We start from the raw sequence: 17,772 nt of genomic DNA, 5'->3' as shown, positions 1-17,772 counted from the left end.
GAACGAGCTCCTGGGATCGAAAAGTCCCACATGTCGGCGAAAGACGTCAGCTCCTTCTTGGTGGCAGAGGGAAGGCATACCAGAGCAATGGCAGAGATATATCTGGCATAAAGCTTGGATTGTGCCGCATCTCCTCGGGAATCTGATCGACGAATTCGCCACTCACGTTGAGCGGTTCTAGCAAATCCGCCTGCTGCCACTGCAGCGACTCATCGGCGCCGGCCCCGAAAACACAGTCCCACATGTAGTTCTTGGTCTCTACCATCGATTTGATCTGGGTGGTCGGACTAGCGCTACGGATTACGGGGACGACCTGGATTCCTGTGGCTTTCTCAAATGGCCCATAGAGAAGCTCACGATTGACTTCAGTCATCGCTCCTCCGGTATCCGCAACGTATAATGTCTGTGCGCCGGACTCCAGACTGTGGGCGCGGCCAACGAGGCAGTTGCGCGCGCCGTCCATTTTAAAAACGTCCTTCTGTTCATGGCGTTCCTAGAATTCCTGATTGCCCTTACCACTGTCGCGTTGGCTCTCGTTGCGGTCACGTGAGCGATAAGCATCACAGAGCGCACGACCAGCAGAAGCCAAGCGGAGACCGCGGCAAGAGAAGGGGTCGCGCGGTAAATCGCTTCTTCCCAAAGCTGCTTGGGCAGTGCGACGAAGGTGCCGCCGTGAGGCGCAGATTTTTGTGAGTTGCCGTGTTACGGGAGCTGCCATCGCCAACCTTCTCCGGGTTTCTTGCTGTTGGCGCGCAAGTCTGGCATTCCGCTTCGCGGTCGCCAGCGCTGCTTGACTACCAGACGCTATTTTCGTATCCAAACACCGTCAAGTGTATAATCAACAGCTTTGCCGAGCTTCTGAGATCGAATCCTCCAGGTGGAATTCCGGCAAGATGCGGCGGCTGTGGGCCGGCTGGAGCAACTGGGTGCTTCCCGAAACTCCGTGTCTCCGCCACGACCAGAAGTGCTGCGTTTTGGCCTGAGGCGACGGATGGACCATGCGGAGGAACAAGCGCGTGACCATGTTGGTGGTGACGCGCGATCTGGGTTTCGCCTGCAACTGGATGAGACCACGCGATGATGGCCAAGAGGCGAGCAGTAGATCGGCTCAGGCGTCGAAATGGCATTAGTGCGAAGAGCTAAGCCGTACGTGCGATGATGCAAGACCTCGGGATCGGATCGTCCCACAGGCCTCATCTTCGCCAGGTGCGAGAGAGGATCATGATGCGGCTTGCCGAGATGAGCGCCGACGAACTTCAGCAGATGCTCCGCCACGTGAGGGCGGAATACGATGCTATTCGCGCGCGCAAATTGAAGCTGAACATCGCGCGCGGGCGCCCGGGAGAAGAGCAGCTCGATCTGTCGAACGAACTGCTTTCGCTACCGAAACCCGATGATTGGATCACGGAAGCTGGGGACGATGCACGAAATTACGGGGGCGATCCGAAGGGACTTGTCGAACTCCGCCGCATATTCGCTCCCATCCTAGACGTTCCAGTGGAGCAAGTCGTGGTAGGAGGTAACTCCAGCCTTGCGATCATGCATGATGTAATTGTGTGGGCTCTTCTAAAGGGTGTGACAGCAATTGCGACCCCTTGGATGAAACAGGGAAGAATCGCGTTCCTTAGCCCCGTGCCTGGTTATGAACTGCATCATAACATGTGCATCGAGTATGGCATCGATCTGATTCCGGTCCCTGTCACGCCCAAGGGGCCAGACATGAAGGTGGTGGAGCATCATGTGCGGGATCCACGTGTGAAGGGCATGTGGTGCGTGCCGACTTATGCCAATCCGACGGGCGAAATATGGTCCGATGAAGTAATTGATCGACTGGCTGCGATGGAGGCTGCGGCCACAGATTTTCGGCTCTTCTGGGACGATGCGTATGTCGTCCATCACTTAGCCGATAACAGCAAGCCAGCTAAACGGATCTTGCCTGCTTGCGCGGCCGCCGGGAATGCGGATCGACCGCTTATGTTCTGGTCTACCTCAAAGATTACCTTCGCCACAGCCGGTATCGGCTTCTTCGCAGCTTCTCCCGCGAACGTTCGTTGGTTTCTTGACTGCGCCAAGCGGCGTGGAGCTGGTCAAGACAAGCTTAATCAACTTCGTCACGCGCGTTTCCTCAAGGACGCAGGGGGCGTGACACGACACATGAAAAGACACCGCGCTATTCTTGCTCCCAAGTTTTCCGCAGTGCTCCAAGCGTTCGAAAGACGTCTCGCAGGCAAAGGTGCTGCCGTCTGGACTCGGCCTGAGGGCGGTTATTTCATCAGCGTCGATACTATTGCAGGCGCAGCGCAACGAGCTGTCAGGCTGGCGGGCGACGCGGGAATCTCTCTCACTGCAGCAGGATCGACTTTTCCAAACGGGCATGATCCCAAGGACAGCAATATCCGCATTGCGCCAAGTTTTGCATCGTTGGAAGACGTGCGGATTGCAGCTGAGGCAATTGCAATCTCAATTCTGCTGGCGGCAGTCGAGAAGCAGCTTGGCATCAATGACAATGACTGAAGTGAACACGCAGCACAACTCGTCTCAAGCCATTTGTCTTCTGACCCGTCACCTCAGCGGCCACCTCGCCATCGATTTTTCGTCCGCTTCGCCGGAGGCTATCGGCCACGCCCAGTGTCATGTTATTGACAGGCAGCGCGACTGGATACAGTATAATTAATATGCATACATCAGGCTTGCTTGGTTGTGTCGGTGGCCGGCAAACCGGCTCGTTCGGGCCCGAAGCTAAGGCAGATCCTTAAATGGAAACCCACGCTCCGCAAACTTATCGCAGCGCCGCCAACCCCGGAGCGCGTTTGAAGCAAGTTCCTCTAGATTATCTTGACAACTACAAGTCTCGGTTCGATGCGATAACGGCTCCGCATATTCATGCGTTCGACAAGGCCCATCTAGTTGCGCTAACCGAAGGGGGCGCAATTAAGCGTAAAATCGGACAGCAACTTCTAGCCGGCCTGCGACAGATGGAGGCAGAAGGTGTTCTAAATGTTCATTCTAAGATGAACTCGGGCCTGCACGCGGGCGAACGATATCTAACAAAGCTTTATGGCAGTGAAATTGGTGGGCAGATCGCCACCGGGCGCAGTTCGGGAGATCTGAATGCCGTTTCTCGAAGGAGGGCGTTTGCGGCTCAGATCTGTTCAGCCTTGGATGGCATGATGAAGCTGCGCCATTCTCTCATAGAATTGGCGTCGAAACACATCGAGACCGTCATGGCGGGCAACACGCATGGCCAGCACGCCCAGCCAACAACACTGGCGCATTGGGCTCTGATGTTTGAACTGGTCGCAGCCCGGCATCAGCAGCGATATCAAGAAGCTCATGCTCGCATCAATCAGTCGCCTGCTGGCGCTGCCATCATGACTGGGAGCGATTTTCCGATCGATCGTCGGCGCTCGTCAGAGCTCCTCGGCTTCGATGGGCCCTTGCCCAACACTTTCGATGCGATCATCAGCCACGACATGGAGATCGAATATGCCGGTCTCATGGCAGGTTTAACGCATTCGCTCGCTCGCTTGGCCGATGATCTGCAGTTATGGTCGACATTTGAATATGGCTATGTCGAATTGCCGGATTATCTGTGTGGTACTAGCTCGATCATGCCGCAGAAGAAAAATCCTGATGGGCTGGAGGACATCAAGAGTTTGGCGACGCAAGCATCATCGGCCTTCCTGGCTGTAAGCATGTCCGAACGCGGACCTACTGGTTTTACCACCATGGAGCGGGTCAATACGGACAGTCAGCTCAAGGCCATTGGTGAAATGATTCCCGCACGACTGGATACTCTGTCGCGCCTTGTGGGCGATGTGCGCTTTGATGTCGCGAGAATGAGCTATTTGGCGGGTGCCAACTGGTGCACCGCAACGGACCTTGCTGCGGCCATAGCGCGCGAGACTGCGTTGGGGTGGCGTAAAGCGCATGAATTGGTCGCCGGATTCGTGGCGCACTGTTTCAATTGCGGAATGATGCCAAACACGGTGACAAGTGCCGACTTGGATGCAGCAGCAAATCAGCTCGGTTTTCCTGCACCAAGCCTTGACCCCCAACTGTTTCGGGAAAGCCTTAGTCCACTCGCTTTCGTTGGCCGACGTTCGACTTACGGCAGCCCGGCGCCCGCCAATGTGTGCGCGCAGATAAAGCTCGCTCGCGAGAGCCAGACCAGAGATGCGGAGCAGCAGGAAAAGCTGCGTTGTGTTCGCGAACGCGCCGCTAAAGCTCTTGATGAAGCCGTGAATGCCATCCTTGAGTAACATTGGGTGGTCGATATGTCCGGCCAGCATCTATCGCAACATGATGATGTATCCAAAAGGGCCGCAATAGAATACATTGTGCTTGACTGTTATGGGCGTCGTGCTCATTGTCTCGCGATCGGCGCAAACGGCCCGGCGCAGTTTGATGCTGTCAGCCCCGTCTTCGGTTGCCGATTAGTTCGTTCTTCGGGAGACCGCGGCCTTCATGGACCTGAAGCAGATCGAAGTTTTTTGCCGGAAGGCGGCTGAGCTCAATTTGCAGAAGATTGAGCTGAAAAGAGGGGACATTCGGCTGCTGCTGATCGCCGCCGCTGAAGTGACATCCGCTTTCACCAGCGCGCCGCTGTCACTGCAAAAAGCTGACAGTCTCGGTTCGAATCAAGAAGGTCATAAGATACGAGCTTTGACCGACGGAGTGTTTTATCGCTCGGATGTCCAGGGTGGTTCTCCTGCGGTTGAAGTAGGGCAGACAATCACCAAGGGGCAGATCGTTGCTGTCGTAGAGTCCATGAAAACACTGTTCCGTGTCGAAGCTGACAGAGCGGGGACGGTGCGAGCAATCCTACCCGACGACGGCCAGGTGGTTTGCGCGGGTGACACTCTTCTCGTTCTCGAGTGAGCAAATGTTTGACAAGGTGCTGATCGCCAACCGTGGGGAAATAGCCGTTAGAATGGAGCGCGCCTGCGGTGCCATTGAAGCGTTCAAAGCCGGCAGCGCGGACATCCGGTTTCTGAAGAATTGGTTGGCCGCTGGGCTGAGGCTGAAGAGAGCCACTTCTGCGGTGGCATCATGACGGGTCTTTGCGATTACATTCCGCAATTGACTGCCATCATGAGGCGCCATGGCTTGATCCGGCTGGAATATGAGGAAGGCGGCGAGTTTATAAACATTGAGCTTGCGGCGACGACCGACGAGAAGGTGCGAGCGGCGCCGCCGGCTACGGCAAATATTGTTGTTCGCGCGGTTGGGCCGGGAAGATTCTTACCAAGGCATCCCGCGGCGGCTTCAGCGGCGGTGCCGATGGGCTCGTCTTTAAACTCGGATGATATCCTCGGCTACCTACAGGATGATTTGATTCTAATCCCGATCAGAACGCCGCAGCGGGGGCGGTTGGTCACAATTCTTATCGAAGAAGGCGCCGCGGTTAGTTACGGCGCGCCCTTGTTCGAGATCCTTCCGGTAGACGTGGAGTAGGCGGCATCTACGAACGGCATCGGCGCACGGCGTTGGCATAGTATCACACCATCTACTCTACTCGGGCAGGTAGGAAAATGAAATATGATGTCGCAATTATTGGGGGCGGAGCCATCGGTTCCGCGGCTGCCTATTTTCTCAAGCTCATGGCGCCGGCTTCAGATGTCATAGTGATAGAGCGCGATCCGACCTATGCGATAGCCTCGACGCCACGGGCGTCTGGTGGCGTCCGACGTCTTTTCGCGCTTTCCGAGAATATCCAGCTTTCAAATTTCTCAATCCCCTTCTTTGAGTCATTTCCGAAGACGATGGCGATCGAAGGCGTGGATGCCGAGATCGGCTTTAAGAAAAATGGCTACCTCTTCATCGTGCCCCTTAGTGCGACGGGGATGTTGCGTCAAAATTACGACGCTCAACGAGATCAAGGTTGCAATGTCGTATGGCTGACGCCGGACGGTCTGAAAGAGAAATTCCCTTCGATGAACGTTTCGGACCTTGGCGCCGGCGTCCATTCTCCCGATGACGGCTGGCTGGATCCGCATAGTGTGCTGATGGGTTTTCGTAAGAAATCGCAATCTCTCGGCGTCAAATATCTTGCCGACGATGTGGTGGGGATGGACCGCGCCGCTCATGCTGTAACGCATGCCCGAGTGGCATCCGGCGCTCAGATTGAAGCGGATCAATTCATCAATTGCGCAGGAGCGTGGGCAAAGGAAATCTGCAAGCAACTGGGGTTCGATGTTCCAATCCCCCCGCTGCGGCGTTTCGAACATTACTTCGAAACGCAAGAACCCATCGAGCCGCTGCCTTACCTCAAAGACCCCGAAAGATTAGCTTTCCGTCCCGAAGGCGCCGGCTATTCAGGCGGTGTTCCGACGCTCGCGGAACCGCGGGGCTATAATTTCGAGGTCGACTACGACTATTTCGAATCAGTTGTGTGGCCAGCATTGGCGCACCGTTTCCCGCAGTTCGAACGGACGAAATGCCGTTCAACTTTGCCGGGTCTCTATGATCAGAACGACTTCGACGGCAATGTCATCATCGGGCCGGGGGCCGATGGTCTGGGCAATTTCCACATGCTGGCGGGCTTCTCAGGTCACGGCCTGATGCATGCGCCCGGCTGTGGTCTGGCGATTTCCGAACTTATCCTGAAGGGACGATACGAAACGCTGGATTTAACTCGTTTCGGTTGGCAGCGACTGATCGACGACGCCCCTCTGCCCGAGCGCGGCATCATATAGTTTCAACGCTTTCCCCTGCCTGTGGGATTTGGGAGCTTTGCCTTCCAAGACCTTCCGATGTGACCGCGAGGCCGTTCTCCTTGAGGCGCCACGCGCCACGGACCGTGTGACCTCGAAACGGCGCTTTGGAACCCTTCCGTAAAACGCGATCGGCGATGCGAAATCAGTTGCGGTGTGGCAATATAAAATGTATCCAAAAACAATAGAAGGGATGCAAAATATGGCGAGCGTGAAAAGCGCCGAGGTCGCTATCATCGGGTCCGGTACGATTGGTATCGCGGTCGCCTACTATCTGGCCAAACACCACGGCATCACTGATATCGCGCTCATCGACCAAGGCCCTCCGATGGCCTTCACGTCCGCTCAGTCTGGCGAGAATTATCGAAATTGGTGGACCCATCCACTGATGGTTCGTCTCTCTGATCGTTCCATCCAGCTCATGGAAGACATCGCGCGAGAGTCGGGCAATCGGCTGAACATGACTCGACGCGGATATGTCTTGGCGTCGCGAAAGACAGATGCCTCCGAGCTGATCGAGGGATTGCGCTTCAGCTTGGGTGCGGAATTCGATGAGCAGGTACGGATCCATGAGGGTACCACGAGCCGCAGTTATCAACGACCCGCAGACGCTGACTGGACGCTGGCGCCACGAGGCTTCGATCTGCTTCGCAATCCCGAGCTGATCCAATCGCTGTTTCCCAATTATGATCGCGACCTGCGAACAATCCTGCATGTACGCCAAGCCGGCGACATTTCGGGGCAGCAGATGGGAGCCTTCATGCTGGAATACACGGGCAGCGTCGGCGCGCACCGCATGCAGGGCATGGTCGACGGCATTAGGGCGGAGCGAGAAGGCGGGTTTACTATCGCTTTTAAGGACGAGGGGACCTCTAAGACTCTCCGAGCGGTCAAGCTAATTAACTGTGCGGGTCCCTTTGCGAACGACATTGCCGCCATGCTCGACGTCGAGTTGCCCCTATTCAATGTGATGCAGCAGAAAATCGCCTTCGAGGATGTTCACAAGGTCATTCCTCGGGACATGCCGTTTTCGATCGACCTCGATGATCAAATGATCAATTGGACGGAAGAAGAAGCTAGCCTGCTTCGGGCCAGTGCAGACACTGCCTGGCTCACACAACCAATGACCGGCGCAATTCATTGCCGTCCCGACGGAGGAGACGGCGGCAGCTGGCTACGGCTCGGATGGGCCTACAACGAGAGGGCGCAGGTAAACGCGACCTGGGACGTTCCGCTGGACGACCGCTTTCCCGAAATTGTGCTTCGAGGGGCTTCGAGGCTCAACCCCGGACTCAGGACCTATATCGGACGGCTGACGCGCGGTCTGCATCATTATAGCGGCTGGGATACGCGGACCCACGACAATTGGCCGCTGGTCGGGCCCATGGGACCGGAAGGCTCCTATATGTGCGTCGGTCTTTCCGGCTTTGGCACGATGATGGCTTGCGCTGTCGGAGAGCAAACGGCCGCATGGGTTGCGGATAAGCCGTTGCCCGGATCGGCTGTCTTCACAATGGACAGGTTCACGGATCCTTCGTTGATCCCTGATCTGGGCTCGGTGGGCGCGGGGCTGCTTTGATGTCTGCGCCCGACCGATTGATGCATTGCTTGAGAGATACGCGCCTAGCGTTGGACTAGTTGGGAACTCCGATGAGTGACAGCCATACATTGCCCCTTGGTGACGTCGCGTTCGCTACGATCGGGGAGCTTTCGCGCGCATTGGCCACCAAGCAGGTCACGTCGCTCGAGATCACGGAGCGTTTTCTGGCGCGGATTGCGAAGTTCGACCCGCAGCTCCATGCCTTCGTCGCAATCTACGCGGATTCGGCTCGCGTAGCTGCCAAGACCGCCGATGCACGGCGTGCGGGCGGCAACGCTTTGCATATGCTGGACGGGATACCTTTCGCGGTCAAAGATCTATTTGATGTCAAGGGGAGACCGACCCGGGCCGGATCGCTTGCGACCGCATCGACCCCTGCGGAGAACACAGCCCACGCTGTTCAGCGCCTCCTCGATCGAGGAATGGTTCTCATCGGGAAAACGCACACCGTTGAATTCGCTTTTGGTGGTTGGGGGTGCAATCCCGTCTGCGGTACGCCGGTGAATCCCTGGGATACCTCGGTTGCGAGAGTACCCGGCGGATCATCCAGCGGATCGGGAGTCGCGGTCGCGGCGGGGCTCGTGCCGGTTGCGCTCGGGACCGATACCGGCGGCTCAATTCGTACCCCCGCATCGCTTTGTGGAATTGTTGGCCACAAGAGTACGCTCGGCTTGGTCGGCCGGGGCGGCGTCTTTCCATTGGCGCCGACATTTGACACTGTGGGTCCGTTGGCCCGCAGCATCCGGGATGCCGCGTTGGTACTCGATGCCTTGCAAGGGCGGGATCCCCAGGATCCCTCGACCTACGGAATTGGGCGCATAAATCCTCTTGGCGAGTTAACGGCTGGCGTCGAGGGCTTGATCTTGCGAGCGCCAACTGACTCTCAGCTCAAATTCGTCGACCCCCGAATTATGGACCTTTTCCATAAGGCACTGGGCGACCTCAAGAGACTAGGCGCTCACATAGATGTGCGTCCCATGCCTCGGAGTCACGAAGAATATGCGGCTCACGCATCCGGTATCACGGGGACCGAAGGCTGGAATGGGCTATCGCAATACATCGAGGGGCTCGACAGTCGAGTTGATCGTTTGATAGCGCAGCGAATGCGCAAAAGCAGTGGCATCAGCGCGAGGGACTATTTCGGCCTGCTTACAACCCGCCGCGAAATGCAGGTGGAATTCGATCGTTATCTGGAAGGCGCAGCAGCGTTTCTCTTGCCCTCGGCTCCGATCGTGACTCCAGAGATCGAGGGGGCGCACGAGCAAACCGCACCTTTTGGTCTCCTCGCCCGTATAGCCAATCTAATGGACTTGGCCGCTATATCGATACCCATGGGGCTCGCAGCCCTTATGCCGGTAGGTCTGCAAATTACCGTCCGCCGTTTTGGTGATGCAACGGCCTTCCGGATTGCGCAAGCGTTTGACCGCGAACGAGGGGGCGCCGTAGCAATCCCTCCCGGATACATATGAAACCGTTCGCGATCCCCCCAATGACTTGTCGCAGACCGAGCCCTTTTGGGGGGCTTGCCGAGTTTCGGGCATTGTTCGTGGCTTTCTGAAAATGAGGATTCCATTCGGAAATTACGATTTCGTCACATTCAGGTTGACACGAATGTGCCGGAGGCCCTTTAATCGTATCCTAAATTAACGTCTCGGATACAAATTGGGCCGCGGGCCCTCGCTCCCATGGCGGCCGGCGAAAAGAGGACGATGATGAGTGACGAGCAAGCCGCGGCACTGAGTCCCGAATCGGTCGTTGCGCAAATGAAGCAAAACGGCGTGTCGCATGTTGTTTGGCTGCCAGATAGCGAGACGAACTGGCTGTTCTTGAAAATGCAGGAGGAGCAATCGCTGAGCTTGGTCGGCGTCGCCCGCGAAGGGCATGCCTGCTCAATAGCGGCCGGACTTTTCGCAGGAGGAGCAAAGCCGATCGTGTTGGTGCAGAATACCGGCATGATGGAATCGGGAGATTCCATGCGCGGCTGGCTGCTCAATCTGAACGTTCCGGTCGTCTTCTTGGTTGGTTACCGCGGTTACACGCGGCACGGCGTCAATCACGATAGCGCGGCCGAATATACAGAACGCTTCCTGCTCGCTTTCGGAATCAAGTTCTACATGGTGGAAAGTAATGCGGACGCCGATCGCATCTCGCTCGCTTTCACCGAGTCTGAACTAACTCAGCGCCCAGTCGTCGTACTGATCGCCGACGAATTTCACGGTTTTAATTGAGGCGCGGGTCGATGATTTACACAAAAGATCTTGTCCACGCTTTCGCACCTCATCGCAGGAATGCGCTCGTCGTCTCGGGTCGCTCGGGTCAATATTGGTTGGACATCAGCGAAGGAGGTGCGGACCTTCCAGTCGGTGATCCTTCCATGGGCGGTCATGCCGGCTTTAGTTTTGGGCTCGCATTGGCCCAACCTGAGAAGCCGGTAGTCGTTTTCGATTCTGAGGGCGATCTACTAATGAACCTCAGCATCTTGACAACGATCGCCGAAAAGGCGCCTCGAAACTACTACTACTTCTTGATGGACAACGAATGCTATGCCACAACTGGTGGACAGCCCGTACCGAACGCGAAGAACGTTGCTTATGACCTTGTGGCTCGCGGATGTGGCATCAATCGCACTTATTTTTTCGATGATCTAGCCACATATACTGCCGCCCTGCCAGAAATCCTGGCGAAGGACGGGCCCGTCTTCGTCTGGAATAAGATCCACCCAGAAATCGAAAACCGTCCGCCAGGTCAGCGCGCGCCGTGGCGTAAGCGTAGTCCGGCAAAAGTGGTGGCCGACACACGAAAATTCCTCGGAGTGACCCGATGACTGGGCACACCCCAATAAGGCTGTTTATCGGTGGAAAATGGATCGAACGTAACGGCGCTCCGATATTGAACCCCGCAAACGAAGCCGTGCTGGGGATCGTTCCTATGGCAAGGGAGGCCGATCTTGCCGCTGCCGTCGATGCTGCAACGAACGGCTTCAACGTTTGGTCACTGACCTCAGCGGCCCGGCGATCCGAGATAATTCGTCAAGCCGCGGCGAACCTGCGTGCGAATGCCGATGTGGTGGCCCGCGATATCACTCTGGAGCAAGGCAAGCCGCTACGCGACGCGCAGACCGAAGTTCGGCGGGCATGTCAGGTGTTGGAATGGGATGCGGAAGAAGGACGCCGACTTTACGGCAGGACCATTCCGTCCGAGCCCGGGGATCGAAACACCGTGCAACTCTATCCGATTGGCCCTGTAGCGGCCTTTAGTCCTTGGAACTATCCCTTAAGTTCAGTCGCCCGGAAGGTTGGCGGTGCGCTATCGGCAGGCTGCAGTCTCGTCCTGAAAGCTTCTGAGGAAACACCGGCGGCTGCCGTGCATCTGGCGGAAGCCTTTGTGAAAGCCGGACTGCCAGATGGCGTGTTGAATTTGGTATTCGGCATTCCCGCAGATATCTCGCGCTATTTGATAGGACACCCGTCAATCAGACTGGTTGCGTTTACTGGCTCCGTTCCAGTTGGCAAGGGACTTGCCGCGCAAGCCGGAATGCATATGAAGCCCTGCATTATGGAATTGGGCGGGCATGCGCCGGTCATAATTTGTGACGATGTCGATCCGCTCGATTCAGCGAGCAGGTCGGTTGCCGCTAAAGCCAGCAACTCGGGCCAAATCTGTACATCACCGACACGCTGGTTCGTCCACGACTCCATTTATGGAGAGTTTGTCAACAACATGGGCGAGGCGGCTCGAAAAATTGAGGTCGGCAATGGCCTCGATCCGGCCACGCAGATGGGGCCCGTAGCCAATTCACGGCGCCTTGCTGCGATACAGGAACTCGTCAGCGAGGCGATCGCGAAAGGTGCCAGGCTTGTTGCCGGTGGGGAGCGCATCAAGAATAACGGCTACTATTGGCCTCTTACGGTATTGGCCGACGTGCCCGCGGATGCGCGTATTATGAAGGAAGAACCGTTTGGCCCAGTCGCACTCGTAAATTCGGTTACTTCGCTGCCAGACGCGATCAAGCGCGCCAACGAACTGCCCTATGGGCTTGCGGGTTACGCGATGACTCATTCGGCTGACTACGCCGGCTACATCGCCGACCACATGCAGGTCGGAAACCTTGCGATCAATCACTTCACGTCATCGCTGCCGGAGACGCCTTTTGGGGGAACAAAGGACTCGGGGTATGCGCGTGAGGGTGGGGCTGAGGGGTTGTTGAACTACACGATTGTACGCAGCATTTCATTCCTGGCGGGACCGCCCCGCAACTCAGTTCCTGCGCATCGTTAGAGCGGGCATACGAATGAAGCTCAAGATCGAAAACCTCTCGAAACGGTACGGTGCGTTCGACGCTTTGAAGCCGACGTCTCTCGATGTGGCCGAAGGAGAATTTCTGACTCTATTGGGCCCTTCTGGCTCCGGAAAGACGACGCTCCTAACCATGATCGCCGGACTAACCCCTCCAAACTCCGGCGAGATCTACATCAACGGTCGTCGAGCTACCAACGAGCCCGCGTTTTATCGGGATATTGGCATGGTCTTTCAGAACTATGCCTTGTTTCCTCATTTGAGTATCGCGGAAAACCTCGCATTTCCGCTGCGCATGCGGAAGATGCCGGAGGCTGATATACGCGACCGGGTAAAGTCGATGTTGGAGATCATCAGCTTACCTCACGTTGCCGAGCGTGTGCCCAAGGAGCTATCGGGTGGTCAGCAACAACGCGTGGCTCTCGCACGCGCAATGGTCTACCGGCCGTCGATCGTACTGATGGACGAACCTTTGGGCGCGCTGGATAAGAACTTGCGCGAGCAGATGCAGATCGAAATCAAGCATCTGCATAAGCGATTAAAGACGACCATCATCTACGTGACCCACGACCAAGAAGAAGCGTTGGCCATGTCAGATCGGATCTGTCTGATGAACGGTGGCGAGATCGAGCAACTGGCACCACCGAACGAAATTTACGATCGCCCCTCGACGGTCTTCGCCGCTAACTTCATCGGACAGTCCAATATCATGGCGGCTGGCGAAGGGAGCGATGCAAGCGGCAACGTGACGCCCATGCAGGCGGGAACGCGACTGATGGTTCGACCTGAATACGTTCGCGTCAACGCCGACGTCGTTCCCGCGCACCACCGGACCGAAGCGACGTTTATTGAGCGCATCAATATTGGGCCGACAACCCGGTACTTCTTCAAGTCGGCGTCCGATCGCGTCCTTTCAGCCCTTGTTCTGAATGCACAGGCTCCTCACGATATCGAGAACGGTCAACGTTGCATCTTGAGCTGGGCCGCCTCCCGGTCGGTAGAAATAAAGGATGTAGGAACGTGACAGATCGGACGACCATCCCGGGATCATGGCCGCGATCAGATCGGCGCCTACCTCTGAGCGAATTGCTAGCGCGCTGGCCGTTTCTTCAGATAGCACCGCTGCTGACGTTTCTATCCGTCGTATTTGTACTGCCTGTCGGCGGAATTCTTGTTCTCAGCCTCTTTGACGCTCACGGTGCGCTGACGCTAGAGAATTTTTCGCGAGTATTTAAGACCAATCTATACGTTAGCGTGCTCGTGCGAACGATTCAAACCGCTGCTTGGGCCACCGGGATCTGCCTGACGCTCGGTTACCCCGTTGCATATGCACTCTCCAAAGCAAATGCAGGGGTTCGAGCAGCAATCCTGACGTCCGTTCTGGTGCCGCTTTGGACTAGCTTTCTGATCCGCAATCTGTCACTGATTATTATCTTCGGTCGCCGCGGTTTGATCAACGTAACCGGCTTGAAGTTGAGCTGGCTCGATCATTCGATCGCCTTCCTCTACAACTGGAACGGCGTGATGATCGGCCTGAGCAGCTCGCTTTTGCCTTTGGCGATTATTACGATGTACTCCGTAATGGAGGGCATCGAGCCGAACTTGGAAAAAGCGGCGAGCACGCTGGGTGCCCGCCCCTCCCATGGTTTTTGGCGGGGCTATTTTCCTCTGTCGTTACCGGGAGTGGCGGCCGGCGGTATCTTGATCTTTGTGAGTGCTCTTGGGTTTTTCATCACGCCGCAGCTGCTCGGGAGTCCTCGGGAAACGATGATCGCTCAATTGATCATCGAACAAGTTACCGAGGTGTTGCACTGGAACTTCGCTGCGGCGATATCCGCCATGCTGTTGCTGGCAACACTTATTTCCTTCTTTCTGTTTGATCGGGTGGTTGGAATGCACATTCTGACCGGAGAAGAGGGCGACCAGCATCCGTCGAGACTGAACCGAATGCTCCGCCGTGGCGGAATGAAACTAATCAACGGAATTTCATGGATTACCGCCAGCTTCGGATTGGTCGCCGAAAAACTGACGGGACGGACGGTGAAGCTCAGGCAAAGGGTGAGTAGACCCATTCTGTCGATGGTTTCGCTGGCAATTGCGTTGTTCTTGATACTTCCGATCTTCTGTATCGTTCCGATTTCATTCTCTAACAGCCTTCTGTTCGGCTGGCCGCCCCAGGGTTTCTCACTCCGATGGTACACGTCGGTCCTTAGCTCACCAATCTGGGTATTGGCTTTCTGGCGATCGGTTGGCATCGCCGCCATCACCAGCTTGATGGCCATTGCCATCGCTATTCCGGCGGCACTATTTCTCGTTCGTCAAAAGACGAGGGCAAAGTTCCTGATAATTCTGCTGCTGACCATTCCGATTTTTCTGCCTCATATCATCACGGCGGTCGCGCTGTTCTACGCTTATGCCCGCTTCGGGCTGATTGGCACATGGGTCGGATTGATCATGGGGCATATGGTGTTTGCGCTGCCCTATGCCACGATGTCACTGATGGCCGTGCTCAAAAATTACAATCGTTCGTTGGACTATGCCGCATGGACGATGGGCGCGTCAAAATTCAAGACCTTCCGATATATCATGCTGCCGATCATCAAGCCTGGAGTTTATGGCGCGTTTCTTTTCGCATTCATCCAGTCGTTTGACGAAGTGACGATTTCTCTGTTTGTCACGGGAGGCAGCTTCACCACGCTTCCGAAGCAGCTATACCAACAGGCAGTGTACGGGGCGTCACCGGAGTTGGCAGCAGTGTCGACGCTACTCCTGGCGTTAATTCTCGGATTTATGCTCATAGCCAATTCCGTTGGCGGGACGTCCAGACGCGTGTAGCGCTTGCATCGGTTGGATGGGCCGACATTAGAGCCGTCAGTTCGAGGCAATGGTTAGTGAGGAGGCCAACAATGAATAGAAGGCAATTCGTCAAGATAGCTGCGCTATCCGGCGCGACTTTCCCACTACCCGCCATCGTCGGACGCGCATCGGCGGCCGGTGAGACCCTCTATGTTGCGGATGCGGGCGGTGCGTACACCGAGTCCTACAAGAAGGTTATCTATACGCCCTTTACTGCAAGCACGGGAATTGATGTCGTTCCGGTCGTTCGGCCAGCCCAAGCGCTGGCTCAGATGAAGACCATGGTGGAAACGCAGAACTATACGTTCGATGTGCATGGGGCCGCCGGTCTCGATGAAGGTGTCCGCTACGATGCTGAGGGGCTCAGCGAACGAATTGAGTTGCCGAGGTCAATATATGACGACCTTCCTGACTCCATCAGAAATGTTCCGGGCTTCTATCCGGACTCCGTTGCAGCGTTTGCGACGGTATATCGGCCGTTAGCGACAAAACGGGATCTGAAACGAGTTGCCGATATTTGGGACATGTCCATTCCGGGAGTTCGCTCGCTGCGTACTGGCGGTCGCGACAACATAGAATGGGCGCTTCGAGCGGATGGCGTTCCCGCGGGACCGGCCATTATCAATGAGCTGAAAACAAAAGCCGGGTGGGAGCGCGCATTTCGAAAATTGGATGAGATCAAACCGAAAATCCTGACTTGGTGGAGTACGGCCCCACAAAGCGCTCAGCTTCTGCAAGCTCAGGAGATCGATATTACAGCGACGTATGCGAACCGGGCTGCAACGCTGATCCGGCAAGGTGAGAACCTCAAAGTGCTTTGGAACGAAGGTTATTACACTGCCTATGGGTACGTCATCCCAAAAGGCAATCCAAAGGTCCATTTGGTGCAGAAGCTCATCGAGTTCTCATTGGATCCGAAGCGTCAAGCCGCGCTTGCTTCCGAGTTGATGCAAGGAAGCGCCTCGAAAAGTGCCTTCGAATTTATCGACAAGAAGGTGCTCGAGTACGTCCCGACGCAACCAGATAATTTCAAGCAGATGGTCCCGTTGGACGTGGCTTTTTGGGGAGAGAATCTCACGAAATCGAATGAGCTGTTCAATCAGTGGCTTGTGAAATGACGAATGATGATCGGCACTATCGGCAACGACCATCCCTTTGAACGCCCCGGGATGATTGCCTCCGACGACATTCGATGAAATCCGCGGTCGGCGTAAGTCGCTAACGGAAGGCCAGAAATGAACAGAAGAAAGTTTACTAAGACCACAATGCTGGCGGGCGCAACGTTAGCAGCACCCGCGATCATGGGTCGCGCTTCGGCAGCGGGCGAAACTCTCTACATTGCAGATGCTGGTGGCTCCGTATCTCAGATTTATAAGGAGCTCTTTTACACTCCTTTCACGGAGGCTACCGGCATCACGGTCGTTCCCGTGGTGCGAGCCGCGCAGCCGCTGCCCCAGATGCAGTCGATGGTCGACACGAAGAATTATATCTTCGATGCTTGCATTGGCGCAGGCATGGACGAAGCAGTTCGATATTTGGCTTTGGATTTGGTTGAAAAGATCACCCTTCCAAAACACCTGTATGACGACCTTCCGGTGGAGCTGAGGAACCTCGCCGGTTTTGTGCCCGACTCGATATCAGCCTATTCAACGGTTTATCGGACCTCCGCGACCGGGAAAGATCTGACTTGCGTTGCGGACATGTGGGACAAAGCGATCCCTGGCGTGCGGTCCCTCCGCAACAGCGGCCGGGACAACATCGAGTGGGCATTGCGCGCCGACGGCGTCAAGCCCGGCCAGGCCATCATAAACGAACTGAAAACAGATGCCGGTTGGATTCGGGCATTCAAGAAGCTCGATCAAATCAAACCGCGGATCGCTATGTGGTGGACGACGGCGCCGCAGAGCGCGCAGCTGTTACACAGCGGCGAAATCGACATTACCGCGACCTATGTCAACCGGGCAGCGGAGCTTATCGTGCAAGGAGAGGATCTTAAGATCCTATGGAATCAAGGCTATTACACCGCATATGGCTGGTCGATTCCGAAAGGGAATCCGAAGGTGGCGATGGTTCAGAAGCTCATCGAATTCACTCTTGATCCGAAGCGACAAGCCGCGCGTGCAGCGCGCGTCCTGAACGGAACGGCTTCGATCAGCGCCTACCAATATATCGACCCCAAGATCTTGTATTTGATCCCGACGCAGCCTGACAACTTTAAGCAGCTCGTGCCCCTCGATGTCAGCTTCTGGGGTGAAAACTTGTCCAAGTCGAATGAAATGTTCAACGCTTGGCTCATCAAATAAG

General features: G+C 56.0%; 16 protein-coding genes. 15 read left to right on the top strand and 1 reads right to left on the bottom strand.

All coding sequences use genetic code 11. From position 1 onward, the window contains the following. Positions 1 to 46: 46 nt before the first annotated feature. The gene (locus tag X268_RS35550) at positions 47 to 373 is read right to left on the bottom strand and encodes a type 2 periplasmic-binding domain-containing protein (RefSeq protein WP_128929635.1); all 327 of its coding nucleotides are present in this window, start codon (positions 371 to 373) and stop codon (positions 47 to 49) included. Between the two features lie 848 nt (positions 374 to 1,221). Here X268_RS35550 and X268_RS35545 point away from each other — a divergent pair. The 15 genes from X268_RS35545 (at position 1,222) to X268_RS35475 (ending at position 17,771) form a co-directional block, all read left to right on the top strand. Beyond that, on the top strand, positions 1,222 to 2,514 hold the full coding sequence (locus tag X268_RS35545) for an aspartate aminotransferase type Ic (RefSeq protein WP_128929634.1): 1,293 nt from the start codon (positions 1,222 to 1,224) through the stop codon (positions 2,512 to 2,514). 242 nt (positions 2,515 to 2,756) lie between these two features. Beyond that, positions 2,757 to 4,262, top strand: coding sequence for an argininosuccinate lyase (locus X268_RS35540; protein WP_128929633.1), 1,506 nt, complete (start codon positions 2,757 to 2,759; stop codon positions 4,260 to 4,262). Positions 4,263 to 4,467: 205 nt separating this feature from the next. After that, entirely contained in the window at positions 4,468 to 4,881 is a 414-nt protein-coding gene (locus tag X268_RS35535; RefSeq protein ID WP_128929632.1) for an acetyl-CoA carboxylase biotin carboxyl carrier protein, read from the top strand. 4 nt (positions 4,882 to 4,885) lie between these two features. Continuing rightward, positions 4,886 to 5,056 carry a biotin carboxylase N-terminal domain-containing protein gene (locus X268_RS35530; protein ID WP_164933826.1) on the top strand — a complete coding sequence of 57 codons (171 nt, stop codon included), beginning with the start codon at positions 4,886 to 4,888 and terminating at the stop codon, positions 5,054 to 5,056. Beyond that, positions 5,053 to 5,457, top strand: a complete 405-nt coding sequence (locus tag X268_RS35525; RefSeq protein WP_128929630.1) for an acetyl-CoA carboxylase biotin carboxyl carrier protein — start codon at positions 5,053 to 5,055, stop codon at positions 5,455 to 5,457. The genes X268_RS35530 and X268_RS35525 overlap by 4 nt, the downstream gene beginning before the upstream one ends. Before the next feature lie 77 nt (positions 5,458 to 5,534). Next, the gene (locus X268_RS35520) at positions 5,535 to 6,698 is read left to right on the top strand and encodes an NAD(P)/FAD-dependent oxidoreductase (RefSeq protein WP_128929629.1); all 1,164 of its coding nucleotides are present in this window, start codon (positions 5,535 to 5,537) and stop codon (positions 6,696 to 6,698) included. Positions 6,699 to 6,918: 220 nt separating this feature from the next. Next, positions 6,919 to 8,295: an NAD(P)/FAD-dependent oxidoreductase gene (locus X268_RS35515; RefSeq protein WP_128930153.1), complete on the top strand. Its 1,377-nt coding sequence runs from the start codon at positions 6,919 to 6,921 to the stop codon at positions 8,293 to 8,295. Between the two features lie 71 nt (positions 8,296 to 8,366). Further along, positions 8,367 to 9,785, top strand: a complete 1,419-nt coding sequence (locus X268_RS35510; protein ID WP_128929628.1) for an amidase — start codon at positions 8,367 to 8,369, stop codon at positions 9,783 to 9,785. 243 nt (positions 9,786 to 10,028) lie between these two features. Further along, entirely contained in the window at positions 10,029 to 10,544 is a 516-nt protein-coding gene (locus X268_RS35505) for a thiamine pyrophosphate-binding protein (protein ID WP_164933841.1), read from the top strand. A gap of 11 nt (positions 10,545 to 10,555) precedes the next feature. Then, the gene (locus X268_RS35500) at positions 10,556 to 11,140 is read left to right on the top strand and encodes a thiamine pyrophosphate-dependent enzyme (protein ID WP_128929626.1); all 585 of its coding nucleotides are present in this window, start codon (positions 10,556 to 10,558) and stop codon (positions 11,138 to 11,140) included. Further along, positions 11,137 to 12,594: an NAD-dependent succinate-semialdehyde dehydrogenase gene (locus tag X268_RS35495; RefSeq protein WP_128929625.1), complete on the top strand. Its 1,458-nt coding sequence runs from the start codon at positions 11,137 to 11,139 to the stop codon at positions 12,592 to 12,594. Before X268_RS35500 ends, X268_RS35495 begins: the two co-directional genes overlap by 4 nt. A gap of 13 nt (positions 12,595 to 12,607) precedes the next feature. Next, the gene (locus tag X268_RS35490) at positions 12,608 to 13,636 is read left to right on the top strand and encodes an ABC transporter ATP-binding protein (RefSeq protein WP_128929624.1); all 1,029 of its coding nucleotides are present in this window, start codon (positions 12,608 to 12,610) and stop codon (positions 13,634 to 13,636) included. Next, complete coding sequence (locus X268_RS35485) at positions 13,633 to 15,447, top strand: ABC transporter permease subunit (protein WP_164938222.1); 1,815 nt, start codon at positions 13,633 to 13,635, stop codon at positions 15,445 to 15,447. The genes X268_RS35490 and X268_RS35485 overlap by 4 nt, the downstream gene beginning before the upstream one ends. Before the next feature lie 71 nt (positions 15,448 to 15,518). Next, positions 15,519 to 16,586, top strand: a complete 1,068-nt coding sequence (locus X268_RS35480; protein WP_128929622.1) for an extracellular solute-binding protein — start codon at positions 15,519 to 15,521, stop codon at positions 16,584 to 16,586. A 117-nt stretch (positions 16,587 to 16,703) separates the two neighbouring features. Further along, complete coding sequence (locus tag X268_RS35475) at positions 16,704 to 17,771, top strand: extracellular solute-binding protein (protein ID WP_128929621.1); 1,068 nt, start codon at positions 16,704 to 16,706, stop codon at positions 17,769 to 17,771. The last annotated feature ends 1 nt before the right edge of the window (position 17,772 follow it).

The sequence above is a fragment of the Bradyrhizobium guangxiense genome (assembly GCF_004114915.1).
GTDB classification, from domain to species: domain Bacteria; phylum Pseudomonadota; class Alphaproteobacteria; order Rhizobiales; family Xanthobacteraceae; genus Bradyrhizobium; species Bradyrhizobium guangxiense.
Note: the sequence above shows the minus strand (reverse complement) of the source record. Positions and strands in the feature narration are given on the sequence as shown.

Coding starts and splice junctions, on each gene's coding strand:
- X268_RS35550 (WP_128929635.1), bottom strand. CDS start 373: ATGACTGAAGTCAATCGTGAGCTTCTCTATGGGCCATTTGAGAAAGCC.
- X268_RS35545 (WP_128929634.1), top strand. CDS start 1,222: ATGATGCGGCTTGCCGAGATGAGCGCCGACGAACTTCAGCAGATGCTC.
- X268_RS35540 (WP_128929633.1), top strand. CDS start 2,757: ATGGAAACCCACGCTCCGCAAACTTATCGCAGCGCCGCCAACCCCGGA.
- X268_RS35535 (WP_128929632.1), top strand. CDS start 4,468: ATGGACCTGAAGCAGATCGAAGTTTTTTGCCGGAAGGCGGCTGAGCTC.
- X268_RS35530 (WP_164933826.1), top strand. CDS start 4,886: ATGTTTGACAAGGTGCTGATCGCCAACCGTGGGGAAATAGCCGTTAGA.
- X268_RS35525 (WP_128929630.1), top strand. CDS start 5,053: ATGACGGGTCTTTGCGATTACATTCCGCAATTGACTGCCATCATGAGG.
- X268_RS35520 (WP_128929629.1), top strand. CDS start 5,535: ATGAAATATGATGTCGCAATTATTGGGGGCGGAGCCATCGGTTCCGCG.
- X268_RS35515 (WP_128930153.1), top strand. CDS start 6,919: ATGGCGAGCGTGAAAAGCGCCGAGGTCGCTATCATCGGGTCCGGTACG.
- X268_RS35510 (WP_128929628.1), top strand. CDS start 8,367: ATGAGTGACAGCCATACATTGCCCCTTGGTGACGTCGCGTTCGCTACG.
- X268_RS35505 (WP_164933841.1), top strand. CDS start 10,029: ATGAGTGACGAGCAAGCCGCGGCACTGAGTCCCGAATCGGTCGTTGCG.
- X268_RS35500 (WP_128929626.1), top strand. CDS start 10,556: ATGATTTACACAAAAGATCTTGTCCACGCTTTCGCACCTCATCGCAGG.
- X268_RS35495 (WP_128929625.1), top strand. CDS start 11,137: ATGACTGGGCACACCCCAATAAGGCTGTTTATCGGTGGAAAATGGATC.
- X268_RS35490 (WP_128929624.1), top strand. CDS start 12,608: ATGAAGCTCAAGATCGAAAACCTCTCGAAACGGTACGGTGCGTTCGAC.
- X268_RS35480 (WP_128929622.1), top strand. CDS start 15,519: ATGAATAGAAGGCAATTCGTCAAGATAGCTGCGCTATCCGGCGCGACT.
- X268_RS35475 (WP_128929621.1), top strand. CDS start 16,704: ATGAACAGAAGAAAGTTTACTAAGACCACAATGCTGGCGGGCGCAACG.